We start from the raw sequence: 25,939 nt of genomic DNA on the forward strand, positions 1-25,939 counted from the left end.
GCTGGCAGCACCGACTCCGCACCACCGAGAGGATCCCCGATGGCCACGAGCAAGGTCGAGAAGAAGCTCCGCGAGACGATCTCCACGATCAACGACCTCCGCGGTGAGCTGAAGAAGGTCCGCAAGGCGGCCACCAAGTCCACCTCGTCGGAGATCAAGAAGGTCCGCGAGGAGCTGGCGCAGGTGCGCGAGACCACGGCGAAGCAGATCGCCGACCTCACCGCGATGGTGGCGCGCCTGGCGCCCGACGTGGTCAAGCCGGGCTCCACCGCGACGCCGCCGCCGGCCGAGCCCACCCCCGCGCCGGCCGAGCCCTCGCGACCCACGGACTCCCCGGTGGAGGCCGCGCACGGCGACCCCCTCGGCTCGGCCGCCCGCAGCGCCAGGAAGACGCCCGCGAAGAAGACGACGAAGAAGGCTCCTGCGAAGGCCGACGAGACCACCTCGTTCGCCGGCGAGGCGCTGGCCGCCTCCGACGCGAGTGGACCGGTCGACGCGGAGGTCCCCGGCACGGCCCCTGCCGCCGAGGTCACCCCCGTCGCGAAGAAGACCTCGGCGAGGAAGACCACCACGAAGAAGGCCACGACCGCGAAGAAGGCGACGACGGCGAAGACCACCACGGCCAAGAAGGCTCCGGCGAAGAAGACCGCCACCGCCACGAAGGCACCGGCGAAGAAGGCCGGCGCCACCTCCACCGCGAAGCGCACGAGCGCCCAGGGTCGCAAGACCGCCGCGCGCAAGGCCACGAAGGCCGCCACGCCGGCCGCATCGCCCGCGACGCCGCCGGCCACGCCGGACAACCCGGCGAGCGCGGACACGCCCGCCTCGGACTGAGGCGCGTCGCCGGCCCGGTCTACTGGGGCCGGCGGTGCACCTTGTGCTGCGCGGCCTGCGCGACGGGCTTGATGACCATGAGGTCGATGTCCACGTGCGGCGGCCGCGTGGCCACCCACGTGATGGCGTCGGCGATGTCCTGCGCGAGCAGCGGCTCGTCGACGCCGGCGTAGACGGCCTCGGCGCGGGCGACGTCGCCCTCGAACCGGGTGAGGCTGAACTCCTCGGTCTTGACCATGCCCGGGGCGATCTCGCTGATCCGCACCGGCTGGCCGTTCAGCTCGAGTCGCAGCGTCTCGGTGACGACCGCGAGCGCGTGCTTGGCCGCGGTGTAGCCGCCGCCGCCCTCGTAGGCGACGCGTCCGGCGGTGGAGCCCACGTTGATGATCGTGCCGGCGCCCGAGTTGATGAGTGCCGGCGCGAGCGCCTGGGTCACCGCGACGGTGCCGAGCACGTTGGTCTCGTACATCCAGCGCCAGTCGTCGAGGTCGGCGTCGGTGACGTCGACCATCCCCTTCGCGCCGCCGGCGTTGTTGACGAGCAGGTCGAGCCGGTCGCCGAACGCGTCGGCCAGACGAGCCACGTCGTCGGGGTTCGTGATGTCGCAGGGCAGGGCGATCGCGTCGATCTCCTCGGCGAGTCGCTCGATGCGATCACGGCGTCGGGCGGCGGCGAGGACGGTGAACCCGGCGGCCGACAGGGCGCGGGCCGTGGCCTCTCCGATCCCGCTGCTGGCTCCGGTGACGACGGCGGTGGGCATGGGGACAGCGTGCCAGAATGGAGCCCATGGCTGCCCGAGGGATCCGACGTGTCGCGATGCTGTCGGCGCACACCTCCCCGCTCGACCAGCCGGGCACCGGCGACGCGGGCGGCATGAACGTCTACGTCCTCGAGCTCTCGCGGCGCCTCGCCGCGCGCGGCATCGAGGTCGAGGTCTTCACCCGCGCCACCTCGCGCCACCTGCCCCCGGTCGTCGAGGCCGCCGACGGCATCCGCGTGCACCACGTGGCCGCCGGCCCGTTCGAGGGACTGACGAAGGGCGACCTGCCCAGCCAGCTCTGTGCGTTCGTGCGCGACGTGCTGCGCGTCGAGGCCCGGCACGAGCCCGGCTACTTCGACCTCGTCCACTCGCACTACTGGCTGTCGGGTCAGGTCGGCACCGTCCTGCGCGAGCGCTGGGGCGTGCCGCTCGTGCACTCGATGCACACGATGGCGAAGGTCAAGAACGCGGCGCTGGCCACGGGGGACACCCCCGAGCCCGTCGGACGCGTCGCCGGCGAGGAGGAGATCGTGCGCCTCGCCGACCGCCTCATCGCCAACACGGCCGAGGAGCGCCGCGAGCTGATCGACCTGTACGAGGCCGACCCGCTCGCCGTCGAGGTCGTGCACCCCGGCGTCGACCTCGACGTCTTCAGCGCGTCCCAGCCCGACGACGAGCCGCCGTTGATCGTCTTCGCCGGTCGCATCCAGCCGCTCAAGGCGCCCGACGTCGTGCTGCACGCGTCGGCGCTGATCGACGAGCCGCACCGGGTCGCCATCATCGGCGGTCCCTCGGGGAGCGGCCTGGAGCGTCCCACCGAGCTCACCGACCTCGCCCACCGCCTCGGCATCGCCGACCGCGTCGACTTCGTCCCGACGGTCAGCCAGGCCGAGCTCGCACAGTGGTACTCGCGGGCCGCCGTCGTGTGCGTCCCGTCGCACAACGAGTCGTTCGGGCTGGTCGCCATCGAGGCCCAGGCCTGCGGCACCCCCGTCGTGGCCGCCGCCGTGGGCGGCCTGACCACGGCCGTGGCCGACGGCGTCACGGGCACCCTCGTCGACGGCCACGACCCGGCGGCGTACGCCGCCGCGATCCGCCCCTACCTGGCGGACCCCGCGTTCCGGGCCGAGGCTGGTGCCAAGGCGGTGCGCCACGCCGAGTCGTTCGGCTGGGACGTCACTGCGGAGCGCACCCTCGACGTCTACGCCGCCGCCCTGCACGACCGCGTGGCGGCGCAGGAGGAGGCACGATGACCGACGTCCGCGACGTGATCGAGGCAGCGCTCGACGAGGCCGGGCTGGAGTACACGCGCCACGGCAACGACGTGTTCGAGGTCGAGCTGCCGGGCGAGCGCAAGCTCAAGACCACGTGCCGGCTCGAGGTCAACCAGCACGCGCTGGGCGTGCACGCCTTCGTCGCGCGTCACCCCGACGAGAACCACGAGGCCGTCTACCGCTGGATGCTCGAGCGCAACCTCAAACTCTACGGCGTCGCGTTCGCGGTGGACTCCGCGGGCGACATCTACCTCGACGGCCGGCTGCCGCTGGAGGCCGTCACGGCCGACGAGCTCGACCGGCTGCTGGGCTCGGTGCTGTCCTACGCCGACGAGTCGTTCAACACGATCCTCGAGCTGGGCTTCGCGTCGAGCATCCGCAAGGAGTGGCGCTGGCGCGAGTCGCGCGGCGAGTCCACGCGCAACCTCGACGCCTTCCGCCACCTGCGCCCGCAGGACTGAGCCCCCGGGCCCCGTCCCGTAGCGTGGTCGGCGTGAAAGCCATCGTCTTCGCCGACGTCGTCGACGCCTGGTCCTACGTGGGCGCGGTGCGCTTCGAGCGGGCCGCGGCGCTCTACACGATCCTGACCGGCGAGCCGATCGACGTCTCGTACCGCGCGGCGACCTTCGGTGCGGCCAGCACGGCCGACGACGTCGCCGCGGCCGCGCGCATCACCGGCATCGACCTCAACGTGGACGAGGTCGTCCCGGCCGACTCCACCGACGCATGGCGGCTGCTGACGTGGGCCGAGGAATCGGGCTCGGAGGTCCAGCGCGAGCTGCTGCACCAGCTGTGGCGGGCGCACTTCCTCGAGGGCGCCGACGTGTCGGACGGCTTCGTCCTGGCGAGCCGGGCCGCGCTGGTCGGCCTCGAGCTCGAGACGGCCGAGGCGCTGCTGGCCAGCGACGAGCTGGGTGCCGAGGTCGACGAGCAGCGCGAGACCGCCCGCGCGATCGGCGCCGAGGCGTCGCCGTTCGTGGTCGTCGACGCGCGCTACACGCTCGCGGGCGTGCATTCGCAGGACGACTACCTGCGCGCGTTGCAGTCCATCAGCGCGCAGCCCTGAGCCGGCGTCCCGCGCCCGGCACTAGGCTGTCGGCATGAGCACCTTGGTCCTGCTGCGTCATGGTCACAGCGAGTGGAACGCCCTCAACCTGTTCACCGGATGGGTCGACGTCGACCTCAATGAACAGGGCGTCCAGGAGGCGCTCCGCGCGCCCCAGCTGCTGAACGACGCGGGCATCGCGCCCGACGTCTCGCACACCTCGCTGCTGCGCCGCGCGATCCGCACCGCCGAGATCACGCTCAACGGCATCGACCGCCACTGGATCCCGGTCAAGCGCAGCTGGCGCCTCAACGAGCGCCACTACGGCGCCCTCCAGGGCAAGGACAAGAAGGCCACGCTCGAGGAGTTCGGCGAGGAGCAGTTCATGACGTGGCGCCGCTCGTACTCCACGCCCCCGCCGGCGCTCGACGACGACTCCGAGTTCAGCCAGGCCGGGGATCCCCGCTACGCCGACCTGCCCAGCGAGCTGCTGCCGCGCACGGAGTGCCTCGCCGACGTGCTCGTGCGGATGCTGCCGTACTGGTACGACCAGATCGTGCCCGACCTGCGCGACGACAAGACGGTGCTCGTCACGGCGCACGGCAACTCGCTGCGCGCGCTCGTGAAGCACCTCGACGGGCTGGGCGAGGACGAGGTCGTCGGCCTCAACATCCCCACCGGCATCCCGCTGGTCTACGAGCTCGACGAGGACCTCAAGCCCACGCAGCGCGGCGGCCAGTACCTCGACCCCGAGGCTGCCGCGGCCGCCATCGCCGCGGTCGCCAACCAGGGCCGCTGAGAACGCTGGCAGTGACGTTCGCGGGGTCGAAGCGCCGTATCCGGCCCCGAAACGTCACGCCCAGCGCTTCCCGCGGACTCAGGCGTACTTGTAGCCCAGACCGCGCACGGTCGTGAGGACCGTGGGGTGCGCGGGGTCGTCCTCGATCTTGGCGCGCAGGCGCTTCACGTGGACGTCGAGCGTCTTGGTGTCGCCCACGTAGTCGGCGCCCCACACGCGGTCGATCAGCTGGCCGCGGGTCAGCACGCGGCCGCTGTTGCGCAGGAAGTACTCGAGGAGCTCGAACTCCTTGAGCGGCAGCCGCACCTCGGCGCCGTCGACCGTGACGAGGTGGCGGTCGACGTCCATCCGCACGCCGCCGACCTCGATGACGCTGTCGTCGTCGACCTCCTCGGGCGCACCGCGACGCAGCACCGCGCGGATGCGCGCCACGAGCTCGCGCGGCGAGTACGGCTTGGTGACGTAGTCGTCGGCGCCCAGCTCGAGTCCCACCACCTTGTCGACCTCGGTGTCCTTCGCGCTGACCATGATGATCGGCACCGACGAGGTCTGGCGGATCGTGCGGCACACCTCGGTGCCGGACAGGCCCGGCAGCATGAGGTCGAGCAGCACGATGTCGGCACCGCCGCGCTCGAAGGCGGTCAGCGCGTCCGGGCCGGTCTCGGCGACGGCCACGTCGTACCCCTCCTTGCGCAGGACGTAGGACAGGGCCTCGCTGTAGCTGGCCTCGTCCTCGACGATCAGGACCTTGGTCACTCGCGCTCTCCTTCATCGACGTCCCGCGCCGGCAGCACCAGCGTGAAGGACGATCCGAGGCCCGGCTCACTCCAGACCTCGACGGAGCCGCCGTTGCCGGCGGCGACATGCTTGACGATCGACAGTCCCAGACCGGTGCCGCCGGTGGCGCGGGCGCGCGCCGGGTCGACCCGGTAGAACCGCTCGAAGATCCGGTCCTGCTCCTCCGGCGCGATGCCCACGCCGTGGTCGGACACGGTGATGCGGACGTCCTCGCCGTCGCCGGTCGCGCCCACGGCGACGACCGATCCCTCGGGACTGTAGGTGACGGCGTTCTCGACGAGGTTGCTGACGGCGGCGTGCAGCTGGGCCCGGTCGCCCTGGACGAACAGGTCGGGCTCGACGTCCTGCGAGATCGTGATCGACTTCGCCTCGGCGTCGGTGTGCGAGTGCTCGACCGCCTCGGCGACGAGCTCGCCCACCTTGATGACGGCCGCATCGTCGCTCCCGAGGTCGGCCTGCAGGCGCGAGAGGTCGATGATCTGCTGCACGAGGCGCGTCAGGCGCTCGCTCTCGGCCTGCATGCGCGACGCGAAGCGCACGACGGCCTCGGGATCGTCGCTGGCCTCGCCCACGGCCTCGGCCAGCAGGCTGATCGCGCCGATCGGGGTCTTCAGCTCGTGGCTGACGTTCGCGACGAAGTCGCGGCGGAGGGTCTCGACGCGCTGCTCGGTGGTGCGGTCCTCGACCAGCGCGAGCATGAGCCCGTGGGAGAGGGGTGCGACGCGGGCGCGCACGTAGACCGGGGGACGGCGGCGGATGCGGATCTCGAACTCGTCCTCGCGCACCTCGCCGTCGCGGCGGACCAGGCGGACGAGGTCGAGCAGCTCCTCGCTGCGCAGGCGGTCGTCGTCGGTCACCAGGCCGAGGCCGATCGCGGCGGCGGAGGCCCGCAGCACGCGCTCCTCCTGGTCGAGCACGAGCGCCGACGAGCGCAGCACCGACAGCACGGTGGCGATGTCCGGCGGCACGGCCGGGACGGGGGCGGGAGGGGCGGCCTCCCGGGACCGCTCGGAGAACCACCACACATAGGTGATGAGCGCGCCGAGCACGATGCCGGCGGCGCCGGCCAGGATCTCTGAGACCTCCACGAGACCGATCGTAGGCCGACCGTCCGCCCGGACCGCCATCGCGCCAGGCCCTGCGAGCACGCTTTCCGCTGGCGTTCACCGCCCGTTCACCGCAGGTCGCCGATCATTCACGCAGCACGCCTACGGTCGACCCATGCGCGACCAGTACTACGAGCAGCTCGACCTCATCGTCGACGAGCTCGTCATCATCACCGACCGGGTGCGAGCCGCCGTGGCCGACGCCACTCGGGCCCTGCTCGACACCGACATCGCCACCGCCGAGACCGTCATCGCCGGCGAGCGGGGGATCGACGAGGCCATCGACGAGGTCGAGGAGCGGGCACTCGTCCTGCTCGCGACCCAGCAGCCCGTCGCCACCGACCTGCGCCAGCTGGTCTCGACCCTCCGGATGGTCGCCGACCTGCAGCGCATGAGCGCGCTGGCCGTCCACGTCTCCAAGATCGCGCGCCGCCGCGCGCCGGAGATGGCGGTGCCGCTCCCGGTGCAGCCGCTCATCCGCGACATGGCCAGCGTGGCCCACTCGATGATCGGGTCGGCGGCGCGGATCGTGTCGGAGCGCGACCTCGACGCCGCGGCCGAGCTGGAGGTCGAGGACGACGAGATGGACCGTCTCCGCCAGGAGCTGTTCCGCGTCCTGCTCGACGGCACGTGGGAGTACGGCGTCGACACCGCGATCGACCTCGCGCTGCTGGGGCGCTACTACGAGCGCGTCGGCGACCACGCCGTCAGCATGGCCCGCCGCGTCGTCTACCTCGTCACGGGCGAGCTGCCCGTCGCCTGACGACCGCACGCGAAAGGGCCCCGGCGATCCGCCGGGGCCCTTTCGTCGTGTGTCGGGGGAGTCTCAGCTGCCGCCGGGGGAGGTGTCGCCCTGCTCGGTGTCGGACTGGCCCTCGTCGCCCTCGGCGGGAGCGGACTCCTGAGCCTGGGGCGCCTCGGCCTCGGCCGGGGAGGTGGGACGCTTCGCGACGTCGGAGTACATCTCGGTGCGGGTGACGACCGGGACCTCGATGCTCACGTCGCCGCCGGGCGTCGCGGCGAAGCTGATGGTGACGTAGTCGCCGGCCGCGACGTCGCTGCGGACCACGATCTCGCCCGCCGCGCCGAGCGTGAGGAGCGCGTTCGGCTCCAGCGAGATGGGGCGCGCGAGCTTCTTCGCGGCGCCGTCGACGGTGACCGACTCGATGGTCTGCGCCTCGTCGGACAGCAGGCCGCCGGAGAAGGTGGCCGTGCCGTCGCCATTGTCGACGAACAGGCCGTTGTAGACCCCGATCGGGCCGGTGCGCAGGTTGGCGCCGACTCCGGCCTGGTACTGCTGGTTCGTCTGGGCGCCGAAGCTCGTACCGCAGGCGGAGAGCGCGAACGGGGCGGAGACGGCCAGGGCGATGGCGGCGATGGTGCGACGACGTGTGCTCACGCTGGCATGGTACCGAGGCCCACCGCGGACGAAGGCAGGCAGGGTACTCCACTGCGCATGTTATTCTGGTCACCTAGGAAAGGTGCTTTCTCCATGGCTTTCTCTGTCGGCGAAACCGTTGTGTACCCCAACCACGGTGCTGCGGTGATCGAAGACATCGAGGTCCGGAACATCAAGGGTGAGGACCGCACGTACCTCGTCCTCCGGATCATCGCTCAGAACGATTTGGTCGTACGTGTGCCGGCCGACAACGTCGACCTGGTGGGGGTGCGAGACGTGGTCGACGAGGCCGGTCTCGAGCGGGTCTTCAGCGTGCTCCGTGCGGAGCACGTCGAGGAGCCCACCAACTGGTCCCGGCGTTACAAGGCGAACCTGGAGAAGCTGCACTCCGGAGACGTCCTGAAGGTGGCCGAGGTCGTGCGCGACCTCTGGCGCCGCGACCACGAGCGTGGCCTCTCGGCCGGTGAGAAGCGGATGCTGGCGAAGGCTCGCCAGATCCTCGTCTCCGAGCTCGCGCTCGCCGAGAACACGAACGAGGACAAGGCCGAGATCCGTCTCGACGAGGTCCTCGCCTCCTGATCACCAGCAGCACCACGAACGCCCGGCTCCGGCCGGGCGTTCGTGCGTTGCGGGCGCCTCACCACCAGGCCAGGCCGAGGGCCACGAGGTCGTCCACGAGCTCGTCGCGGGTCAGCGGCGGGTCCTCGTCCAGCACGAAGCGCACGGCCAGCGACTCCACGGCCAGCACGATCAGCCACGAGGAGCGCGCGGGGTCGCGCCGGCGTGCCGCCGGGGACTGCCGGCCGCCGAGGTAGGCGCGCAGCACGTCGCGCACGCGCCGCTCGAGCCCGAGCCGATCGTCGAGGTGCCGCGCGGCGGGGAGCTCCTCCCAGACCACCCGCAGCAGCGTGGGGTCGCGCTCGAGCGCCGACAGGAGCGCCTCGGCCGTGGCGCGGGCCATCGCCTCGGGGTCCTCGTGGACGTGGTCCACGAGCGAGGCCACGACGTCCTCGCCCAGCCGGCCGACGTAGCGGGCCGTGACCTCCTCGACGATCGACGCCTTGTCCGGGAAGTACTGGTAGAGCGAGCCGGGGCTGACCTCGGCACGGTCGGCGACGCGGTTGGTGGTGAGCCGGTCGTAGCCGTCCGCCACGAGCACGTCGCGAGCCGCTGCGACGATCCGGTCCACCATCTCACGCGAGCGCTGCTGCCGCGGCAGCTTCCTCAGGGCCATGACGCGAATTGTATGCGAGCAAATGCTCGTGTCACGGTGTTCCCATGACGACGGTCCAGGTCCCGCCCACGCGGTTTCGCGCCGGGGGACAGCGCAATGTGCGGTTGGGGCGGGTGCTGAGGACGCTCGCCGGGGTCCGCGAGGTCGACGAGGACCTCATGGAGCGGATCGGGCGGGGGTTCACCGAGCGCGACGAGCTGGGGGCGCGCCTGGCCGCGGCGATGCGGTTGCCGGCCGGCGACCCCGAGAAGGTCTCGATGGCGCAGTTCCGCGCGGCACTCGAGCACGGGGTGGACGACGCGACGCCTCCCTCGCTCGCCGCATTCGTGGGGACGCTGGAGCAGGACCCGCCGTGGCTCGACCGCGACCTCGTCGACGAGGGCGCGCGGGTGTTCCGCCGGTTCGGCCGCAACGCCGCCGACGTGCTCCTGCAGCTCTCGCTGATCGGCGGCTACCGGTTCGGTGGACCGCCGGACCTGCTCGTGGCGACGGGCGCGCTGGCCGGGTCGTCCACCCGCCGGCGGCTGGCCGAGACGCAGTCGTGGGCGGTGGCGGTGACCACGCCCGGCGGACTGGCGGTGCGCGGCGAGGGCTGGCGCACGACGGCACACGTCCGCGCGATGCACGCGCTGGTGAACCACACGTTCGCGTCGCGCTGGGACACCGCGCGGTGGGGACTGCCGATCAACCAGGCCGACCAGGCCGGCACGCTCGGCCTGTTCGACGGCACGGTGCTGATCGGCGTGAAGGCGCTCGGTGTCCCGGTGAGCCGGCGCGACTCCGACGCCGTGATGCACCTGTGGAAGTACGTGGGCTGGCTCATGGGCGTCGACGAGCAGTGGCTCGTCGACAGCGAGCGCGAGCGTCAGCGGATCAACTACCACGTGGTGCTGGCGCAGGACACCATCACCGAGGCGGGGCCGCGGCTCTCGCAGGACATCATCTCGGTGCTCGGGGAGCTGCCGCACGGCCGCTGGAAGACCGAGCGCACGCTGAGCATGCTCAGCCTGTTCCTCGGCCGCGAGAGCATGCGCGAGCTCGGGCTGCCCTGGCGGCCGCCGTGGGCGCACGCGATGCTCTGGGTCGCGAACAGCGCTCGGCACCGCGTGCTGGGGCACCTTCCCGGCGGCCGCGAGCGGCTCGAGGACGGCGGCGCGAGAGTCGCCCAGCGGATCCTCGCGGAGTACTACGCGTCCGACGACCGCGCCGTCGCCGACCTCCCGACCTGAGCCGAGCCACCGCCCGCCCCACGTGTGGAACGCGTGGCACGCTTTCACGCGAGAGGAACGTGCAACGCGTTCCACAAGGGGAGAGGGGGCGGGGCGCAGGGGGCGCGGCGGCTAGACGACCAAGGCGACGGCGATGGCGGCGATGCCCTCGCCGCGGCCGGTGAGGCCGAGGCCGTCGGTGGTGGTGCCCGAGAGCGAGACCGGGGCTCCGATGGCCTCCGAGAGGACCTGCGTGGCCTCGTCGCGGCGGCCCGAGAGGCGCGGCTCGTTGCCGATCAGCTGCACGCTCACGTTGCCGACGGACAGCCCGGCCTCGCGGACGAGGTCGGCCGTGGCGCGCAGGAACTCGGTGCCCGACGCTCCGGCGTAGCGCGGGTCGGCCGTGCCGAAGCGGCTGCCGATGTCGCCCAGCCCTGCGGCGGTCAGCACGGCGTCGACCATCGCGTGCGCGACGCAGTCGCCGTCGGAGTGGCCCTCCAGCCCGCGCGGGGCGTCGGGCCAGTGCAGACCGGCCACCCAGAGGGGACGGCCGTCGACGAGCTGGTGGACGTCGGTTCCGATGCCGACCCGGGGAGCGCTCACGCCTGAACCCTAGTCGGGCTCAGAACGTGAGGCGCTTGTTCCGCGGCGCGATGACGTAGACGACGCCGCCGCTGCCCTTCAGCCACGCGCGCTCGAACTGCGCCCGGTCGTAGGTGCGGCGGACCTGCGAGTTCGTGCGGCCGGCGGGGTCGTTCACCAGGACGTCGCCGCCCTTCGTGAAGCCGCGCACGACCATGAGGTGGCCCGGCGTGGCGCTGATCGGCGAGCCGCTCAGCTGGCCGCGGCCGAACGCCACGGACGTCACGACCGGCACGCCCTTCTTGACGTAGGCCTCGATCTCGCGCAGGTTCACCAGGCGGTGGACCACGGCGTCGGTGCTGTACATCGACGCGTAGGCCGTGTTGAACGGCCAGGTGCCCGTGCCCTTGTAGGACGAGTCGTAGGAGTAGCGCGCGGCGTGGTCGACCCAGCGGTCGGCGCCGGACGCCCACGCGTAGTCGGCGGCCTTCGGGCGGAGGCCGTAGTAGCGCAGCACCATCGAGGTCGAGGTGGGCGAGCACCAGGCCTCGCCGCCGCCGCCGTACTGCGGGTAGTGGCCGGAGTGGATCATCTGCGACGACGCCGGGACCTTGAGGTCCACCGTGCTCGTCATGGTGGTCTTCGACGTGCCCGCGGTCTTGCTCACGTACGTCGACGAGACGCCGGCGACGGTGCGCACGATCGGAGTCTTGGTCTTGACGGTCCTACGGCCGGCCGACACCTGCACCTGCCACTTCGTGAACGTCTTGCCGGTGACCGCGCGGACGACGTCGGTGTCGACGCGGGCCAAGCGATCGGCCTGCGCGCCGTACGTGCGGCGCTGGCCGCCCGCGAGGGCGTGGCGCCACTGGGCGACGGTCTTCCAGGACGACACGGTGGAGCCGCTGGACACGCGCACCTTGACCTTGATCCACGTGCCGCTGGGCATGCGGGTGACGTTCCACGAGGGGATCAGCGCGGTGCTGGCCTGCGGGGTCGCGACCCACGGCGAGCGCCAGGACTTGGCCTTCGCGCCGGCGGGGATCGTCAGCTTCGGCGTGAACTGGGTCAGCTTCGGGCGCGGGTAGGAGGCGGCCTCGGCGGGCGCGGTGGCCAGGCCGGGCGCGATCAGGACGGACGTCAGCAGGGCCGTGAGCGCTGCCGCGACGGGGAAGAGTCGGCGGATCACCGGATCAGGCTAAGTGAAAACTGTGGCGGTTGGTAGCGAAGTGACGGCGCTGGTGCGGTTCGTCGCGGTCCGTGGGCCTGTCCGCGGCCGATACGCTGGGGGCGTGACGATGCGCCTCTACGACTCCGCCAGCCGCGAGCTGCGACCGCTCGACCCCGTCGTGCCCGGCCAGGTCGGCATCTACCACTGCGGGCTGACCGTGCAGGGTCCGCCGCACATCGGCCACATCCGCAAGGAGCTGGTCTTCGACGTGCTGCGCCGCTGGCTCGAGCACGCGGGCCTCCAGGTCACGATCATCGCCAACGTCACCGACATCGAGGACAAGATCCTCGCCAAGGGCCGTGAGCAGGGCAAGCCGTGGTTCGAGGTCGCCTACGAGAACGAGCGCGCGCTGCACGCCGCCTACGAGGTGCTGGGCTGCCGCCCGCCCACGTACGAGCCGCGCGCCACGGGCCACGTGCCCGAGATGATCGAGATGATCACCGAGCTCATCGACCGCGGCCACGCCTACCCGGCCACCGACGGATCGGGCGACGTGTACTTCGACGTCCGCTCCTGGCCCGACTACGGCCAGCTGTCCAACCAGCGCCTCGACGACATGCAGGCCGCGCCCGACGCCCCGCCCGAGGGCAAGCGCGACCCGCGCGACTTCGCGCTGTGGAAGGGCCGCAAGGCCGACGAGCCCGAGTCCGCCTCGTGGCCCACGCCGTGGGGTCGCGGCCGACCCGGCTGGCACCTCGAGTGCTCGGCGATGGCCGCGAAGTACCTCGGTCACGAGTTCGACATCCACGGCGGCGGCCTCGACCTGCGCTTCCCGCACCACGAGAACGAGCTGGCCCAGTCGCGCGCGGCCGGCCAGCGGTTCGCGCGGGTGTGGATGCACAACGCGATGCTCAACCTGGGCAACTCCAAGATGAGCAAGAGCGTCGGCAACACGCTCACGGTCGGGGAGGTCGTCAAGCGCGTCCCGGCGATCGCGGTGCGGTACTACCTCGTCGCCGCGCACTACCGCTCGATCATCGAGTTCAGCGAGCAGTCGCTCGCCGAGGCGGCCACGGCGTTCGAGCGCATCGAGGGCTTCTGCGTGCGCGCCGCCGAGCTGGTCGGTGAGGGCGAGCCCGGCACGGTGCCGCAGGCGTTCGCCGACGCGATGGACGACGACCTCTCGGTCCCGGCGGCGCTCGCGGTGCTGCAGGCCGAGATCGGCGAGGGCAACCGCCAGCTCGCCGACGGCGACACCGCGGCGCTCGCCGCGACGCTGGCCTCGGTCCGCGCGATGCTCGACGTGCTGGGTCTGGACCCGCTCACGTGGGGCACGCAGGACGGCTCGGGCGTCGCCACCGACGCGCTCGGCCAGCTGGTCGACGCGCTCGTCGCGGCGCGCGCGGAGGCCAAGGCCGCGAAGGACTGGGGTCGCGCCGACGAGCTGCGCGACCAATTGACTGCTGCGGGGATCGAGCTCGAGGACACGCCCTCGGGGACCCGCTGGAACCTGAAGGGTGGCCGCTGATGGCCGGCAACAGCAAGCGCAAGGGCGCGATCAAGAAGACCGGCAAGGGCAACCCCACCGCCGGCTCGGGCGGACGACGCCGACAGGGTCTGGAGGGCAAGGGCCCCACGCCCCGCGCCGAGGACCGTCCGAACCACAAGAAGTACAAGATGGCCCAGGCGGCCGACCGGCGTCAGTCGGGCCGGCCGAAGCGACGGGGCGACGACGGTCCCGAGCTGGTGGTGGGCCGCAACTCCGTCGTGGAGCTGCTGCGCGCCAGCGTGCCGGTCGTGTCGCTCCAGGTCGCCGAGGGCATCGACCGCGACGACCGGGTCCGCGAGATCTTCCAGCTCGCGGCCGACCTGCACGTGCCGCTGCTCGAGGTGGCCCGCAACGAGCTCGACCGCATCACGTCGGGTGCCGTCCACCAGGGCATCGCGGCCAAGCTCGAGGCGTACGACTACGCCGACCCCGACGACCTGCTCGACCTCGCGGCCGAGCGCGGTGAGCCGCCGCTCATCGTCATGCTCGACAGCATCACCGACCCGCGGAATCTCGGCGCGATCGTGCGCTCGGCGGCCGGTTTCGGCGTGCACGGCGTCGTCATCCCCGAGCGTCGCGCGGCCCAGATGACCGCTGCCGCGTGGAAGACCTCGGCCGGGGCCGCGGCCCGCGTCCCGGTGGCACGCGCCACGAACCTCACCCGCCAGATCAAGGCGTACCAGGAGGCCGGCCTCATGGTCATCGGCCTGGCCGCCGACGGCGACGTCGCGCTGCCCGAGATGGACCTCGGCGACGGCCCGCTCGTGGTCGTCATCGGCAGCGAGGGCAAGGGCCTGTCGCGACTGGTCGGCGAGACGTGCGACCAGCTCGTGTCCATCCCGATGTCCTCGACGCTGGAGTCGCTCAACGCCGGCGTCGCGGCGGGCATCTCGCTCTACGCGATCAGCCAGGCGCGCGCCTGAGTCAGCTGCCCAGCACCTGGCGCAGGTAGGCGTTGCCGAACCGGCGCTCGGGGTCGAGCCGGTCGCGCACGGCGACGAAGTCGTCGAACCGCGGGTAGACCGCGCGGAAGTGGTCGGGCCCGAGGGTGTGCATCTTGCCCCAGTGGGGCCGGCCCTCGTGCGCGACGAAGATGTCCTGCATCGCCGCGAAGTACTCCGCCGGGTCGGTGCGGTGGTACTGGTGCACCGCGATGTAGACGTTGTCGCGCTCGTACCCGGTGGACATCCAGATGTCGTCGGCCGCCGTGAAGCGCACCTCGACGGGGAACGAGACGTACTGGTCGGTGCGTGCGTACCAGCGCTGCATCTCGGCGATCGCGTCGGCGGCGGCGGCCCGCGGCAGCGCGAACTCCGACTCGCGGAAGCGGACGCGACGCGGCGAGATGAAGACCTCGTGCGACACGTCGGTGTACTCGCGGGCGCCGAGCAGCGAGCCCGAGAGGGCGTTGATGCGCGGGATCAGCGAGGGCTTGCGCGTCGAGAGCCGCTGGACCTGTTCGTAGACGGTGTTCGACAGGAGCTCGTCGTCGAGCGCGTGGCGCCAGCGGGGCAGCGGCGCGCGCGTCGTGCCGTCGGGCACGCGGTTGTTGCGCTTCGTGAGGGCCTTGTCGGTGTGCGGGAAGAAGTAGAACTCGAAGTGGTCGTTGCCGTCGACGAGCTCGTCGAGGCCGGAGATCACGTCCGAGAGCGCCATCGGCTCCTCGCGTGCGTGCAGCAGGAACGACGGGACGCACTGGAGCGTGACCTCGGTGACGATGCCGAGCGCGCCCAGGCCCACGCGGGCGGCGTCGAAGAGCTCGTGGTCGGGGCCGATCTCGAGCACCTCGCCGTCGGCGGTGACGAGCTGGATCCCGGCGACCGCCTTGGCGATGCCGAAGAGCCGCGCGCCGGTGCCGTGGGTGCTTGTGGAGGTGGCGCCGGCGACCGACTGCGGATCGACGTCGCCGAGGTTCGGCAGCGCCAGCCCGAGCGACGTGAGGCGGCGGTTGAGGTCGTGCAGCGAGATGCCCGCCTGCACGCGCACGAGGCCCGTGCGGGTGTCGGCGCTCAGCACACGGTCCATGCGGTCGAGCCGCAGCTGCACGCCCTCGGGCTGCGCGATGGGCGTGAACGAGTGGCCCGCGCCGACCGCCTTGACCCGCGGGTGGGCGCGGACGAGCGCCACCACCTCGTCGGTGGAGCCGGGGTGCTCGATCGCGTCGGGCGAGGCCGTGACGTTGCCGGCCCAGTTGCTCCACGAGGTCATCCGAAGTTCTTCCCTTCACCGCGGTAGGTGGGGGTCAGCGAGGCCTGGCCGGCGGCGTCGACGATCGCGACCCGGTCGAACCGCTCGCACATCTCGCCGGCCTTGGCGTGACGGAACAGCACGCGGTCGCCGATCGCCAAGGTGCGGGCGACCTTGCCGCGCAGCGGCGACTGCACCTCGCCGGCGCCCTCGTTGGGGTAGTACTCGAGGCCCTCGGGCCACACGGGCGTGGGCACGCGCGACGTCGAGGCCGGCCCCGAGGCGATGTAGCCGCCGCCGAAGCACGTGGCCGCGTCGCGGCTGGGCTTGCGCACGACCGAGAGGGCGAAGAACGCCGCGGGTCGCGGGGTGAAGGACCGGTAGTCGTCGAACAGGGTGGGCACGAAGAGTCCCGAGCCGGCCGCGAGCTCGGTGACCGACGCGTCGTCGCGCCAGACGTCGAGGCTGCCGGTGCCGCCCGCGTTGACGATCTGCAGGTCGGTCATCGCGCCGACCGCCTTGACGATCTTGCGGCGGCGGCGCCGGAGCTCGGCCGTGGAGCGCCGCTTCACCATCGCGATGGCCGGGCCGCCGTCGGGCAGGCCCGCGATCTGTGCGTCGTAGAACATCAGGCCGACGAGGTCGAACCCGCGGCGGGCGGTGATCGTCGCAGCGATCCGCTTCGCGTCGCGGGCGGTGTGCACGGGGGAGCGGTGGGCGCCCAGGTGCGCGCCCAGCATCCGCAGCGACGAGTCGACGTCGAGGCACACCCGGATCGGCGGGTGGTCGGGTCCCAGGAACGAGTCGATGAGGTCGAGCGCCTCGATCGAGTCGATCATCACGGTGATGGACGCGAGCCGCCGCTCGTCGGCGACCAGGTCGGCGTAGGCCTCGCGGTCGACGCTGGGGTACGCCAGCAGGATGTCGTCGACGCCCTGGTCGGCCAGCCAGACGGACTCGGCCAGCGAGTAGGTCATCACCCCGCGGAAGCCGTCGAGCGTGAGCGCGTTCTTGATGATCGAGCGCACCCGGATCGACTTGGTGGCCAGCCGGATCGGCTTGCCGCCCGCGCGACGGACGAGGTCGGACGCGTTGGCCCACAGCGCCTCCTCGTCGATCACCGCGTACGGGGTGTCGAGCAGGCTCGTGGCGCGCAGCAGGCGGGGGTACGGGGGAGTCGGGTTCGCAGGAGCCACGGGGCCAGTATGCATACTGGACGGGTGCGTCGACCGGTCCTGCTGCTCGTGTTGGTGACCTTCGTGCTGGCGGGATGCACCGGAGGGTCGGACGAGCCCGAGGAGACCGCGGCGACGCCGGATCCGCAGCCCGCGCCCACGCAGCAGATCACGCTCGACGACCTCGGGATCGCCGGCTGGCCCGCGCCCGACGGCGCGATCCCCGAGCCGCCCGCCCGGCCCGACGGCGTGTCCGCGGCGGAGTACGAGGAGATGACCGACGCGGTCGCGACGTGGGGTCTGCAGGCCGCCACCGACCCCGGGGCGGTCGGCGAGGACCTGCCGAAGTCCCTCGTCGCCGCGATCGACGACGCCGCGGACGCGCAGACCGAGCCCGCACTGGCGCGGGCCACCGTCCTCGACCCCGATCTCGAGCTGCGGGACACGCGCATGACCGCGGTCTGGGAGACCTCGCAGGACGCCGGGTCGGTCGACCTCTCGCTGCAGACCCGCACCGCCTACGAGGTGGAGAACGACGAGGGGCTCGTCCGCGTCATCGGCGTGCTGCGCACCCAGGGGGTCATCGCCAGCGACGGCGCCGACGAGTGGGGCACCCTCACCGGCTGGCAGGAGTTCGGCGCCGCCGACTGCGCGATCGTGCTCGACGGGTTCCTCACGCCGGGCGGCGACTCCGACGACCAGGTCACCGACCTCACGCAGTTCGCCGAGATCGGCAACGGCGACGAGGCGGTCACGCCGGCCCTGCCGGAGGAGGACCAGGTCGACGAGGACTTCGCGCGAGCGTGCCGGGCCGGCCGCGTCTGAGCGTCGTTAGGATGAGGCGGTCGGCCACGGCCGCGCCCCTGTAGCTCAGTCGGTAGAGCGCCTCTCTTGTAAAGAGGATGTCGCGGGTTCGAATCCTGTCGGGGGCTCTGGGCCGTCAGGACCGCCACGGGTCCTCGCGCCGCCCCAGCGTCGGGAAGTGCAGCGAGACGCCGTCGCGGCCCGCCAGGTACCGCAGCTCGCGCATCGTCACGTCGAGGTCGTCGCCCGCGTACGGCAGCGCGCGCAGCGGCCGGTCCAGCGGGCGGAAGAAGTCGTCCCAGTGCGTGAGCACGACGCGACGCGCGCCCACGGCGAGGACGGTGTGGGTCCAGTACCCCTCGACGTACTCCGGGCCCAGCAGCCCGAGCTGGCCGATGCCCAGGAAGACGACCTCGGCGCGCAGCCCGTCGAGGGCGCCCGGTACGAAGCCGGCACTGCCCTGGACGAGCGTGGCGCCCACCGCGTCGTGCTCGACGAGCAGTGACCAGGCCTCCCCGCAGCGGTAGGCGCCGGCGCGCGCGGGCACCGCGAGCGGCTGGTCGATCGTGCCGGGGTAGCGGTCGGGCGGGCAGTGCTCCGACGGCACGGCGGTGACGCGCCAAGGGCCCAGCTCCATCGGCACGCCCGGCGTCGCGGGCCGCGGGCGGTCGTCGGGCAGCCCGGCGCCACGACCGACGTTCAGCGTCGAGGTGCCGCCGACGAGGGCGGCGCCTGTCCGCCGGGCGACCTCGGGCGCGTCCATGACGTGGTCGAAGTGGCTGTGCACGGGCAGCACCGCCTCGAGCCGCGAGGCCTCGGGCCCGGCGAGGCCCACCCGCCGCAGCCCGTCGGCGATCCGGGAGAGGTCGGGCGCGATCATGCCCAGCCCCACGCGCAGCAGGGACGGGCGCGAGAAGAACCCGTCCGTGAGCAGGGCCGAGCGGCCGTCGTCGAACGCGAGCGTCGAGACCCCGCCGAAGGTCACGGAGGGTGCGCCCGCGGCCGCCTCCGGGAGGTCGAACAGGGCGGCGTGGGTCGAGAGGTCGGGGCGGCCGGGCTTGATGCGCATGGGTCAGGACTCTCTCATGCGGCGGCGCGCGGGGCACCCCGCTCGGGCTACGGTCGGGTCATGGACTCCACCGACCTCCCGTCCCTCGTCCGCGACCAGCTCGCCGCGGCGGGCCAGGCCTCGAGCGGCCGCAGCGCCGTCGCGCTGCACCGGGGGCGCCACCACCACCTGCGCCAGACGATCATCGCGCTCGCGGCCGATCGCCGACTCGACGAGCACGAGGCGCCGCCCGAGGCGACGCTGCAGGTGCTGTCGGGACGCGTCCGCCTGACGGCGGGGGAGGAGTCCTGGGAGGGCGCCGCGGGCGAGCTGCTGGTGATCCCCGACCACCGCCACGACCTGCTGGCGCTCGAGGACGCCGCCGTCCTGCTGACCACCTTCGTTCCCGCGGGCTCATGATCCGCGTCCGCCGCGTGCAGGAGGACCCGTCGCCCGACGACGGGCTGCGCGTGCTGGTCGACCGGCTGTGGCCGCGCGGCATGACGAAGGAGCGCGCGGCGGTCGACGTCTGGCTCAAGGAGGTCGCGCCCAGCACCGAGCTGCGCCAGCTCTTCCACCACGAGCACATCGCCTTCTCGGCGTTCGCCGACGAGTACGCGAACGAGCTCGACGCCAACCCGGCCCTCGACGAGCTGCGCGGCCTGGTCGCCGAGCACGACGTCGTGACCCTCCTGTACGCCGCGCGCGACGAGCAGCACAACCACGCGCTGCTGCTGAAGGACCGCCTCCAGCGGTCCAGCGGCGAGCGCGACTAGGCCGCCGCGTGGCCGTCCTGCTGGTCGCGGCCGGCCTGGCGACCCTCGTGATCGGGGCGGAGCTGCTGGTGCGCGGCGGTGCCGCCGTCGCGACCCGGCTCGGCGTCCCGCCGATGGTCATCGGGCTCACGGTCGTCTCGATCGGCACGAGCCTGCCCGAGCTGGCGATCGGGATCGACGCGGCGCTGCGCGACGCGGGCCCGCTCGCCGTGGGCAACATCGCGGGCACCAACATCGTCAACCTGCTGCTGATCCTGGGGCTGAGCGCGGCGCTCGTGCCCCTGGCCGTCGAGTCGCGCACGATCGTCTTCGAGCTGCCGGTCGTCGCGGCCGTGTCCATCCTCGTGGTGGTGCTGGCGCTCGACGGACGGCTCTCGCGCGCCGACGGCACGCTGCTGGTCGTCATCGCCGCGGTCTACACGCTGGCGGTCGTGGTGCTCGCCGTGCGCGACCCCGCTCGGCCGCCGGCCGAGCCCGAGGCGTCCGGCGGAGGCCTGGTCCGGCACCTCGTCGTGCTGGTCGCCGGACTCGGGGTCGTCGTGCTGGGCGCCGACTGGCTCGTGCACGGCGCGGTCGACCTGGCGGCCTCCCTCGGGGTGAGCGAGGTCGTCATCGGCCTCACCGTCGTGGCGATCGGCTCCTCGGCGCCCGAGCTGGTGACGACCGTCGTGTCCACGCTGCGCGGCAACCGCGACATCGCGGTCGGCAACCTCATCGGCTCGAGCGTCTACAACCTCGCGCTGATCCTGGGCGTGACGTCGCTCGTCGCGCCACTGGAGGTCACGAGCGACCTGATCCGGGTCGACCTGCCCCTCATGGCGTTCGTCGCGGTGATGCTGCTGCCGGTGCTGGCCACCGGCCGCCGGATGTCGCGTGCCGAGGGCGTCGCGGCCGTGCTCGCCTACGTCCTGTACCTGGGCGTCGTCCTCGCGGTGCGCACCTGAGACGATGCACCTCATGGAGACCCCCCAGCCGCACAGCGACTTCATCCTCACCTTCGCCTGCCCCGACCGGGTGGGCATCGTCGCGGCCATCGCCTCCACGCTGGCGCAGGACGAATGGACGATCACCGAGAGCCAGCAGTACGCCGACCCCGACACGCGCCGCTTCTTCATGCGCGTGCGGTTCGCCGCCGACCGCCAGGTGGCGCTCGACGACATGCGCGCCGCGCTGGCGCCCGTGCTCGAGCCCTTCGAGATGGACTGGGACCTGCACGACGCCACCGCGCCGCTGCGTGTCGTCGTGATGGTCTCCAAGCAGGGCCACGTCCTCAACAACCTGCTCTTCCACACGCGCCAGGGCCAGCTGCCGATCGAGATCGTCGCCGTCGTGTCGAACCACCCCGACTGGCGCGAGACGGTGGAGTGGCACGGCATCGAGTTCCACCAGATCCGTGTCACGCCCGAGACCAAGCGCGAGACCGAGCAGCTCGTGCTCGACCTCATGGACGAGAAGGGCGCCGAGGCGCTCCTCCTGGCGCGCTACATGCAGATCCTCACCGACCAGATGTGCCGCGACGTGCACGGCCGCGCCATCAACATCCACCACTCGCTGCTGCCGAGCTTCAAGGGCGCGCGCCCGTACGAGCAGGCGCACCGCCACGGCGTGAAGGTGATCGGCGCGACCGCGCACTACGTGACGGCCGACCTCGACGAGGGTCCGATCATCGAGCAGGACTTCCGCCGGGTCGACCACCGCTCGTCGGCCTCCGAGCTGGCCGCGATGGGCCAGGACCTCGAGGCCCGCGCGCTCGTGCACGCCGTGCGGGCGCACGCCGAGCACCGGGTGCTGCTCAACGGGATGAAGACGGTCGTCTTCGACTGAGCCGGACGGCCGAGGCCGGCGCCTCGGTCAGCTCTCGCGCTCGCGCTCCTGCGCGGCGTCGGCCTCGTCGGCCTGGACGTCGGCCACCGTGGGCGCGGTCATCGCCGCCACCGGATCCCCACCGGCGGTGAGCGAGGAGTCGATCCGGTCGTTCGCGTAGCGCAGCACCTCGGCGATGGTGGCCGTGACGGGCACTGCGAGGAACGCGCCGGTGATGCCGAACAGCGAACCGCCCGCGGTGACGGCCATCAGCACGACGGCCGGATGCAGGTTCATGCTCTTGCCCTGCAGGATCGGCGAGAGGACGTTGCCCTCGAGCTGCTGCACCACGATGATCACGACGAGGATGATGAGCGCGTCCTGCGGCGAGTTCGTCACGAGGGTCACCAGCACGGCGATGGCGCCGCTGGCGAACGCACCGACGATCGGGATGAAGCCACCGATGAAGGTGATGACCGCGAGCGGCACCCACAGCGGCTGACCGACCACCGCGAGCGCGATGCCGATCAGCACCGCGTCGATGAACGACACGAGCGCCTGCGTGCGGATGAAGCCGCCGAGGGTGTTCCACGCGCGGTTCAGCATCTCGCGCAGGTGACCGCCGACGCGGTGGCCGCCGAGGCGCTCGACCCACGGCAGGAAGCGGTGGCCGTCCTTGATGAACAGGAAGGTCAGGATCAGCACGAGGACGGTGTTGAGGACGACGTTGGTGGCGACGCCGATCGTGGAGAGCACGCCGCTGCTGATGTCGCCGGCGCTGTCGCGCAGCCAGTCCTCCACCGAGTTCAGGGCGTTCGTGATCTGGCCGGCCTCGATCGGCAGCGGCCCGTTGACGAGCCAGTCCTGCACCTCGCTGACGCCCTTCGCGGCGCGGTCGGCGATCTCGGGGGCCTCGTCGACCAGCTGCGGGATGAGGATGGAGAACAGGAAGCCCAGCGCGGCCAGGAAGGCCAGCATCACGACGCCCGCGGCGGCGGCCGCGGGGACGCCGAGCTCGCGCAGGCGCTTCGTCGGGGGGCCGAGGACGGTGGCGAACAGGATCGCCAGCGACACGGGGAACCAGATCATCCAGGTGCGGCCGACGCCCCAGCCCAGCACGTACAGGGCGGCGGCGATCACGATGATGCGCAGGCCCCAGCGCTGGATGACCACGAAGCCCTGGTCGATGAGGACGGCGCGGTCCCGGATGCGTGTCTGGCTCACGCGGCCACCCTAGCGGGGCAGTTCCCACTCCACCGGCTGCGCGTCCTGGGCGCGCAGGGCGTCGTTCGCGCGGCTGAACGGGCGCGACCCGAAGAACCCCCGCGAGGCGGACAGCGGGCTCGGGTGCGCCGACTCGATCCGCGGCACGTCGCCGAGGCGCGGGGCGAGCGACTGGGCGTCGCGACCCCACAGGATCGCGACCAGCGGGCCGCCGCGCTCGACGAGCGCCGCGATGGCGCGGTCGGTGACCGCCTCCCAGCCGCGTCCGCGATGGCTCGCGGCCTCGCCGGGCCGCACGGTCAGGCAGCGGTTGAGCAGCATGACGCCGCGGTCGGCCCAGGCCGAGAGGTCTCCGTGCGACGCGGGCGCGATGCCGAGGTCGGCCTCCAGCTCGCGGTAGATGTTGGCCAGGCTGCGGGGCACCGGGCGCACGTCGGGCCGGACCGAGAACGAGAGCCCCATCGGGTGGCCGGGCGTGGGGTAGGGGTCCTGCCCCGTGATGAGCACGCGCACCTGCGCCAGCGGGGTGCGGAAGGCGCGGAAGATGGCGTCGGGCTCGGGCAGGTAGGTGTGGCCCGCGGCGACCTCGGCGCGCAGGAAGTCGCCCATCGCGGCGATCTGGGGCGCCACCGGCTCCATCGCCTCGGCCCAGTCGGGCGCCATGAGGTCGCGCAGGCTCACGGGTGCCTCCTGAGGGCCGAGGGTGCCAGCGCGCTCGCCACGAGGCACAGCGCCAGCGGCACCAGGAACGCAGTGGTGAGCGGCACCCAGTGCGTCAGCAGCCCGATCACGGACGGGCCGCTGAGCAGCGCGACGTAGCCCATCCCCGTGACGCGCGCGATGATCGCGGCCCCGTGCCGCGGGTCCACGTTGCCGGCGGCGCTGAAGAACTGGGGCACGCAGCCGGCCAGGCCGATGCCGACCACGGCCCAGCCGGCGATCGCGACGGCGGGGGTCGGCGCGACGATCGCGAGGGCGAGCCCGGCCGCGCCCACGAGGGAGGCCCACCGCACGAATCGGCCCGGGCCGGTGACCGCGACGACGCGGTCGACCAGCAGTCGCGTGACGAACATGGCGAGACTGAACGCGCCGTAAGCGACGGCCGCGAGCGCCTCGGTCGTGCCGAGCTCGTCGCGCAGGTGGACGGTGCTCCAGTCGTAGGCGACCCCCTCGGCCAGCATCAGGGCGAAGGCGAGCGCGCCGAGCAGCACGATCTGCGCGGTCCACGGCGGACGGCCGGGACGGTCGTCGGCGTCGCGGACGTCGTGGTCGAGCAGGTGGGGCCGGATGACAACCAGCAGGACGAGGCCGATCACCGCGAACAGGACGAAGTTCAGCGGGATGGGCCAGCCGAGGGCGAGCATGCCCGCACCGAGCGCCGACGCCGCGAACCCGCCGGCCGAGAACCAGGCGTGCACCGAGGACATGATCGGCCGGCCGTACGCGCGCTCCACCGTGACGGCCTGGGCGTTCTGCGCGACGTCGACGATGCCGTTGGCGAAGCCGAGCACGCCGAGGGCGGCCGCGAGGGTCCACAGGTCGGTGGCCAGTCCGGGCAGCGTCACGGTGAGCACCATCGCGAGCAGCGCGGCGGTGACCGCCTTGGCGCTGCCGGTGCGGTCGACGAAGAAGCCGGCGGCCTGCATGCCGATCCACGCGCACGCGCCCATCCACAGCAGCAGCGTGCCGAGCGTGGCGGCCGTGATGTCGGTGCGGTCCATGACCACGGGGATGTGCACGATCCATGCGCCGAGCAGGAATCCGTTGCTGAACAGCAGTCCGGATGTCGCCACCCGGGCGCGCCCGATCGTCGCCTCCACCATTGCACCGAGTCTAGGAGGCCCACCCGTGGCCCCGACGGGTAGCATGGGCGGGTTGTGTCCTCCGCCATCGCCGACTACCGCCGCCTCTGGGGCGCAGCTGGATTCTCGTTCGTCGCGGTGGCCTTCCTGGGGCGCATCCCGCTGGCCATGAGCCAGATGGGCGTCCTGATGCTCGTGGCCCAGGCCACCGGCAAGTACGGCATCGCCGGCGCCACCGCCGGAGCGCTCGCGGTCGCCAGCGCGATCGGCTCGCCCTTCTTCGGTGCCGCGGCCGACCGCATCGGGCAGCGCCCCGTCGTGCTCACCCAGTCGATCCTCGGCGCGATCGGTCTCGTGACGGTCGTCTACGCGGCCGACCACGGCGTGTCCTCGGGGACCCTGATCGTCATCGCCGCCGCCACCGGCCTGGTCATGCCGCAGGTCGGACCGCTGGCCCGCGTGCGCTGGCGCCCCGTCCTCGCGCTGCGCGTCAGCGAGGGCCGCATCCGCTCCGACGAGGTCGACCGCTTCGTCGACCTGGCCTTCTCCTACGAGGGCGCGGGCGACGAGGCGTCGTTCGTGCTCGGCCCGGCGCTCGTCGGCATCCTCGGCGTGCTGATCGGCGCCGACGGCGCGCTGCTCGCCGCGGCCGCGCTGCTGCTGGTCTTCGGCTCGTGGTTCGCGGTCCACCGCACCGCCGCGCTCGTGCCGCGCGGCAGCGAGCACGCGCCCACCCACGGCGTCAGGATGTGGACCTCGGCGTTCATCGTCCTGGCCGTGGCCGTGTTCCTCATGGGCACCTTCTTCGGCAGCATCCAGGCCGGCTCCACCGTGCTGGCCACGCAGCAGGGCCACCCCGACGTGGCGGGCCTCATCCACGCGGTGCTCGGCATCGGCAGCATGGTCGCGGCGCTGTCGCTGGCGGCCGTCCCGGCCAGCGTCCTCTACGCCACGCGCATGCTGTGGGCGTCGGGCGCGATGGTCGTCCTGGCGTTGCCGCTGCTGCTCGTCCAGACGATCCCGCAGGTCGTCGCGGTGATCGCGGTCCTGGGCTTCGCGGTCGCGCCCTACCTGATCAGCGCCTTCGCGCTGGCCGGCCTCATCGTGCCGCCCGCCCGGATCGGCACGGCCATGACGTTCATGGCCGGCGGCACGGGCCTGGGCTACGCGACGGGCGCGTCGCTCGCGGGTCGCGCGGCCGACGGCGCGTTCGGCCCCTCGGGCCCCACCCCCGCGTTCGCGGTCACGATCTCGGCCATGGCGATCGCCTTCGTGCTCTCGCTGGCCACGCAGCGCATCCTGCGGAACGCCAAGATCGTCTCCTGACGCGGCTCCGCCGGGACGAACGACGAGGCATCGCG

At 72.5% G+C, this 25,939-nt stretch carries 29 protein-coding genes and 1 tRNA gene; 17 read left to right on the forward strand and 13 right to left on the reverse strand.

Annotated elements, in window-relative coordinates; translation table 11 throughout:
• Positions 1–39 precede the first annotated feature (39 nt).
• The gene (locus O3S82_RS02115; protein WP_269305189.1) at positions 40–834 is read left to right on the forward strand and encodes a hypothetical protein; all 795 of its coding nucleotides are present in this window, start codon (positions 40–42) and stop codon (positions 832–834) included.
• Between the two features lie 19 nt (positions 835–853).
• Here O3S82_RS02115 and O3S82_RS02120 read toward each other — a convergent pair whose 3' ends face one another.
• Positions 854–1,594: an SDR family NAD(P)-dependent oxidoreductase gene (locus tag O3S82_RS02120; protein WP_269305190.1), complete on the reverse strand. Its 741-nt coding sequence runs from the start codon at positions 1,592–1,594 to the stop codon at positions 854–856.
• A gap of 26 nt (positions 1,595–1,620) precedes the next feature.
• On the opposite strand from O3S82_RS02120, the gene mshA reads away from it, so the two are divergent.
• The 4 genes from mshA to O3S82_RS02140 are packed head-to-tail and all read left to right on the forward strand — an operon-like array spanning position 1,621 to position 4,712.
• Positions 1,621–2,847 (forward strand): D-inositol-3-phosphate glycosyltransferase, encoded by a 1,227-nt coding sequence (gene mshA, locus O3S82_RS02125; RefSeq protein WP_179426575.1) that lies wholly within the window; start codon positions 1,621–1,623, stop codon positions 2,845–2,847.
• Positions 2,844–3,329 carry a YbjN domain-containing protein gene (locus O3S82_RS02130; RefSeq protein ID WP_179426573.1) on the forward strand — a complete coding sequence of 162 codons (486 nt, stop codon included), beginning with the start codon at positions 2,844–2,846 and terminating at the stop codon, positions 3,327–3,329. The genes mshA and O3S82_RS02130 overlap by 4 nt, the downstream gene beginning before the upstream one ends.
• Positions 3,330–3,361: 32 nt before the next feature.
• Entirely contained in the window at positions 3,362–3,934 is a 573-nt protein-coding gene (locus tag O3S82_RS02135) for a DsbA family oxidoreductase (RefSeq protein ID WP_179426571.1), read from the forward strand.
• Positions 3,935–3,968: 34 nt separating this feature from the next.
• Complete coding sequence (locus O3S82_RS02140; RefSeq protein WP_269305191.1) at positions 3,969–4,712, forward strand: phosphoglyceromutase; 744 nt, start codon at positions 3,969–3,971, stop codon at positions 4,710–4,712.
• Positions 4,713–4,790: 78 nt separating this feature from the next.
• On the opposite strand, the gene O3S82_RS02145 is transcribed toward O3S82_RS02140, so the two are convergent.
• Entirely contained in the window at positions 4,791–5,468 is a 678-nt protein-coding gene (locus tag O3S82_RS02145; protein ID WP_179426560.1) for a response regulator transcription factor, read from the reverse strand.
• Positions 5,465–6,598, reverse strand: coding sequence for a sensor histidine kinase (locus tag O3S82_RS02150; RefSeq protein ID WP_269305192.1), 1,134 nt, complete (start codon positions 6,596–6,598; stop codon positions 5,465–5,467). Before O3S82_RS02150 ends, O3S82_RS02145 begins: the two co-directional genes overlap by 4 nt.
• A 133-nt stretch (positions 6,599–6,731) precedes the next feature.
• Here O3S82_RS02150 and phoU point away from each other — a divergent pair, with 133 nt between their 5' ends.
• A complete protein-coding gene (gene phoU / locus O3S82_RS02155) occupies positions 6,732–7,379 on the forward strand; it encodes a phosphate signaling complex protein PhoU (RefSeq protein ID WP_179426556.1) in 648 nt (215 codons plus the stop codon).
• A gap of 63 nt (positions 7,380–7,442) precedes the next feature.
• Here phoU and O3S82_RS02160 read toward each other — a convergent pair whose 3' ends face one another.
• The gene (locus O3S82_RS02160) at positions 7,443–8,015 is read right to left on the reverse strand and encodes a hypothetical protein (protein ID WP_179426554.1); all 573 of its coding nucleotides are present in this window, start codon (positions 8,013–8,015) and stop codon (positions 7,443–7,445) included.
• 93 nt (positions 8,016–8,108) lie between these two features.
• Here O3S82_RS02160 and O3S82_RS02165 point away from each other — a divergent pair, with 93 nt between their 5' ends.
• Positions 8,109–8,594, forward strand: coding sequence for a CarD family transcriptional regulator (locus O3S82_RS02165; RefSeq protein WP_179426552.1), 486 nt, complete (start codon positions 8,109–8,111; stop codon positions 8,592–8,594).
• Between the two features lie 58 nt (positions 8,595–8,652).
• Here O3S82_RS02165 and O3S82_RS02170 read toward each other — a convergent pair whose 3' ends face one another.
• Positions 8,653–9,249 carry a TetR/AcrR family transcriptional regulator gene (locus O3S82_RS02170; protein WP_269305193.1) on the reverse strand — a complete coding sequence of 199 codons (597 nt, stop codon included), beginning with the start codon at positions 9,247–9,249 and terminating at the stop codon, positions 8,653–8,655.
• A 44-nt stretch (positions 9,250–9,293) separates the two neighbouring features.
• Here O3S82_RS02170 and O3S82_RS02175 point away from each other — a divergent pair, with 44 nt between their 5' ends.
• Positions 9,294–10,478, forward strand: a complete 1,185-nt coding sequence (locus O3S82_RS02175) for an oxygenase MpaB family protein (protein WP_179426550.1) — start codon at positions 9,294–9,296, stop codon at positions 10,476–10,478.
• Positions 10,479–10,589: 111 nt separating this feature from the next.
• On the opposite strand, the gene ispF is transcribed toward O3S82_RS02175, so the two are convergent.
• On the reverse strand, positions 10,590–11,060 hold the full coding sequence (gene ispF, locus O3S82_RS02180) for a 2-C-methyl-D-erythritol 2,4-cyclodiphosphate synthase (protein ID WP_269305194.1): 471 nt from the start codon (positions 11,058–11,060) through the stop codon (positions 10,590–10,592).
• Positions 11,061–11,079: 19 nt separating this feature from the next.
• Positions 11,080–12,228 (reverse strand): peptidase C39 family protein, encoded by a 1,149-nt coding sequence (locus tag O3S82_RS02185; RefSeq protein WP_269305195.1) that lies wholly within the window; start codon positions 12,226–12,228, stop codon positions 11,080–11,082.
• 103 nt (positions 12,229–12,331) lie between these two features.
• Between O3S82_RS02185 and cysS the strand changes: the two genes are divergently transcribed.
• Together cysS and rlmB are read left to right on the forward strand one after the other, a co-directional pair.
• A complete protein-coding gene (gene cysS / locus O3S82_RS02190) occupies positions 12,332–13,738 on the forward strand; it encodes a cysteine--tRNA ligase (RefSeq protein WP_269305196.1) in 1,407 nt (468 codons plus the stop codon).
• Complete coding sequence (gene rlmB / locus O3S82_RS02195) at positions 13,738–14,682, forward strand: 23S rRNA (guanosine(2251)-2'-O)-methyltransferase RlmB (RefSeq protein ID WP_269305197.1); 945 nt, start codon at positions 13,738–13,740, stop codon at positions 14,680–14,682. The genes cysS and rlmB overlap by 1 nt, the downstream gene beginning before the upstream one ends.
• A 1-nt stretch (position 14,683) precedes the next feature.
• Here rlmB and O3S82_RS02200 read toward each other — a convergent pair whose 3' ends face one another.
• Together O3S82_RS02200 and O3S82_RS02205 are read right to left on the reverse strand one after the other, a co-directional pair.
• Positions 14,684–15,967, reverse strand: a complete 1,284-nt coding sequence (locus O3S82_RS02200; protein WP_269305198.1) for a D-arabinono-1,4-lactone oxidase — start codon at positions 15,965–15,967, stop codon at positions 14,684–14,686.
• Positions 15,964–17,142, reverse strand: coding sequence for an amino acid deaminase/aldolase (locus O3S82_RS02205; protein WP_269305199.1), 1,179 nt, complete (start codon positions 17,140–17,142; stop codon positions 15,964–15,966). Before O3S82_RS02205 ends, O3S82_RS02200 begins: the two co-directional genes overlap by 4 nt.
• A 24-nt stretch (positions 17,143–17,166) precedes the next feature.
• Here O3S82_RS02205 and O3S82_RS02210 point away from each other — a divergent pair, with 24 nt between their 5' ends.
• Positions 17,167–17,946, forward strand: a complete 780-nt coding sequence (locus tag O3S82_RS02210; protein ID WP_179426536.1) for a hypothetical protein — start codon at positions 17,167–17,169, stop codon at positions 17,944–17,946.
• Between the two features lie 34 nt (positions 17,947–17,980).
• Positions 17,981–18,053, forward strand: a tRNA-Thr gene (locus tag O3S82_RS02215).
• An 8-nt stretch (positions 18,054–18,061) separates the two neighbouring features.
• Here O3S82_RS02215 and O3S82_RS02220 read toward each other — a convergent pair.
• Entirely contained in the window at positions 18,062–18,994 is a 933-nt protein-coding gene (locus tag O3S82_RS02220) for an MBL fold metallo-hydrolase (RefSeq protein ID WP_269305200.1), read from the reverse strand.
• 60 nt (positions 18,995–19,054) lie between these two features.
• On the opposite strand from O3S82_RS02220, the gene O3S82_RS02225 reads away from it, so the two are divergent.
• From O3S82_RS02225 to purU, 4 genes are read left to right on the forward strand one after another with little or no spacing between them, the layout of a single operon-like run.
• On the forward strand, positions 19,055–19,393 hold the full coding sequence (locus O3S82_RS02225; RefSeq protein WP_269305201.1) for a cupin domain-containing protein: 339 nt from the start codon (positions 19,055–19,057) through the stop codon (positions 19,391–19,393).
• Entirely contained in the window at positions 19,390–19,749 is a 360-nt protein-coding gene (locus O3S82_RS02230) for a DUF488 domain-containing protein (RefSeq protein ID WP_179426530.1), read from the forward strand. The genes O3S82_RS02225 and O3S82_RS02230 overlap by 4 nt, the downstream gene beginning before the upstream one ends.
• A gap of 8 nt (positions 19,750–19,757) precedes the next feature.
• The gene (locus tag O3S82_RS02235; protein ID WP_269305203.1) at positions 19,758–20,693 is read left to right on the forward strand and encodes a sodium:calcium antiporter; all 936 of its coding nucleotides are present in this window, start codon (positions 19,758–19,760) and stop codon (positions 20,691–20,693) included.
• Positions 20,694–20,706: 13 nt separating this feature from the next.
• Positions 20,707–21,573: a formyltetrahydrofolate deformylase gene (gene purU / locus O3S82_RS02240; RefSeq protein WP_179426528.1), complete on the forward strand. Its 867-nt coding sequence runs from the start codon at positions 20,707–20,709 to the stop codon at positions 21,571–21,573.
• Positions 21,574–21,600: 27 nt separating this feature from the next.
• Here purU and O3S82_RS02245 read toward each other — a convergent pair whose 3' ends face one another.
• Genes O3S82_RS02245 through O3S82_RS02255 form a run of 3 tightly spaced genes read right to left on the reverse strand, consistent with a single transcriptional unit; the run spans position 21,601 to position 24,599 of the window.
• Entirely contained in the window at positions 21,601–22,776 is a 1,176-nt protein-coding gene (locus O3S82_RS02245; protein ID WP_179426526.1) for an AI-2E family transporter, read from the reverse strand.
• A 9-nt stretch (positions 22,777–22,785) separates the two neighbouring features.
• The gene (locus O3S82_RS02250) at positions 22,786–23,457 is read right to left on the reverse strand and encodes a uracil-DNA glycosylase (protein ID WP_269305206.1); all 672 of its coding nucleotides are present in this window, start codon (positions 23,455–23,457) and stop codon (positions 22,786–22,788) included.
• Positions 23,454–24,599 carry an MFS transporter gene (locus O3S82_RS02255; RefSeq protein ID WP_269305208.1) on the reverse strand — a complete coding sequence of 382 codons (1,146 nt, stop codon included), beginning with the start codon at positions 24,597–24,599 and terminating at the stop codon, positions 23,454–23,456. Before O3S82_RS02255 ends, O3S82_RS02250 begins: the two co-directional genes overlap by 4 nt.
• Before the next feature lie 54 nt (positions 24,600–24,653).
• Between O3S82_RS02255 and O3S82_RS02260 the strand changes: the two genes are divergently transcribed.
• A complete protein-coding gene (locus O3S82_RS02260) occupies positions 24,654–25,904 on the forward strand; it encodes an MFS transporter (RefSeq protein WP_179426522.1) in 1,251 nt (416 codons plus the stop codon).
• Positions 25,905–25,939: the final 35 nt, after the last annotated feature.

Origin of the sequence: Aeromicrobium sp. HA (assembly GCF_027171405.1) — a bacterium.
GTDB classification, from domain to species: domain Bacteria; phylum Actinomycetota; class Actinomycetes; order Propionibacteriales; family Nocardioidaceae; genus Aeromicrobium; species Aeromicrobium tamlense.

Bases quoted from the DNA above. Each gene is read 5' to 3' on its own strand.
- O3S82_RS02230 (WP_179426530.1), top strand. From the start codon at position 19,390: ATGATCCGCGTCCGCCGCGTGCAGGAGGACCCGTCGCCCGACGACGGG.
- mshA (WP_179426575.1), top strand. From the start codon at position 1,621: ATGGCTGCCCGAGGGATCCGACGTGTCGCGATGCTGTCGGCGCACACC.
- O3S82_RS02175 (WP_179426550.1), top strand. From the start codon at position 9,294: ATGACGACGGTCCAGGTCCCGCCCACGCGGTTTCGCGCCGGGGGACAG.
- O3S82_RS02170 (WP_269305193.1), bottom strand. From the start codon at position 9,249: ATGGCCCTGAGGAAGCTGCCGCGGCAGCAGCGCTCGCGTGAGATGGTG.
- O3S82_RS02165 (WP_179426552.1), top strand. From the start codon at position 8,109: ATGGCTTTCTCTGTCGGCGAAACCGTTGTGTACCCCAACCACGGTGCT.
- O3S82_RS02220 (WP_269305200.1), bottom strand. From the start codon at position 18,994: ATGCGCATCAAGCCCGGCCGCCCCGACCTCTCGACCCACGCCGCCCTG.
- O3S82_RS02115 (WP_269305189.1), top strand. From the start codon at position 40: ATGGCCACGAGCAAGGTCGAGAAGAAGCTCCGCGAGACGATCTCCACG.
- O3S82_RS02130 (WP_179426573.1), top strand. From the start codon at position 2,844: ATGACCGACGTCCGCGACGTGATCGAGGCAGCGCTCGACGAGGCCGGG.
- O3S82_RS02200 (WP_269305198.1), bottom strand. From the start codon at position 15,967: ATGACCTCGTGGAGCAACTGGGCCGGCAACGTCACGGCCTCGCCCGAC.
- purU (WP_179426528.1), top strand. From the start codon at position 20,707: ATGGAGACCCCCCAGCCGCACAGCGACTTCATCCTCACCTTCGCCTGC.
- O3S82_RS02120 (WP_269305190.1), bottom strand. From the start codon at position 1,594: ATGCCCACCGCCGTCGTCACCGGAGCCAGCAGCGGGATCGGAGAGGCC.
- O3S82_RS02225 (WP_269305201.1), top strand. From the start codon at position 19,055: ATGGACTCCACCGACCTCCCGTCCCTCGTCCGCGACCAGCTCGCCGCG.
- phoU (WP_179426556.1), top strand. From the start codon at position 6,732: ATGCGCGACCAGTACTACGAGCAGCTCGACCTCATCGTCGACGAGCTC.
- rlmB (WP_269305197.1), top strand. From the start codon at position 13,738: ATGGCCGGCAACAGCAAGCGCAAGGGCGCGATCAAGAAGACCGGCAAG.
- O3S82_RS02140 (WP_269305191.1), top strand. From the start codon at position 3,969: ATGAGCACCTTGGTCCTGCTGCGTCATGGTCACAGCGAGTGGAACGCC.
- O3S82_RS02255 (WP_269305208.1), bottom strand. From the start codon at position 24,599: ATGGTGGAGGCGACGATCGGGCGCGCCCGGGTGGCGACATCCGGACTG.